This window comes from Stenotrophomonas sp. AS012628, assembly GCF_010608305.1.
Classification (GTDB): Bacteria; Pseudomonadota; Gammaproteobacteria; order Xanthomonadales; family Xanthomonadaceae; genus Stenotrophomonas; species Stenotrophomonas geniculata.
Map to the genome: position 1 here is coordinate 1 of NZ_VMBJ01000151.1, position 264 is coordinate 264.

General features: G+C 69.3%; 1 protein-coding gene. It reads right to left on the minus strand.

The genetic code is table 11. The annotated features are described in order from the left end of the window. On the minus strand, positions 1-264 hold a 264-nt coding region (locus G5A07_RS21370; protein WP_262405910.1), incomplete at both ends, for a methyl-accepting chemotaxis protein.

Genomic DNA, 264 nt, shown 5'->3' on the forward strand with positions numbered 1-264 from the left:
GGTCGTGCCCTGGGCCGCCTCCTGGACGTTGCGGGAGATTTCCTGGGTCGCCGCGCCCTGCTGCTCCACCGCCGCGGCAATCGCCGATGCGATTTCGGACAGCCGGCCGATGGTCCCGCCGATCTCCTTGATGGCGAGAACCGAATCCTGCGTCGCGGTCTGCATGGTGGCGATCTGGGTGCCGATCTCGTCGGTCGCCTTGGCGGTCTGGGTCGCCAGCGCCTTGACCTCCTGGGCGACGACCGCGAAGCCACGGCCGGATTC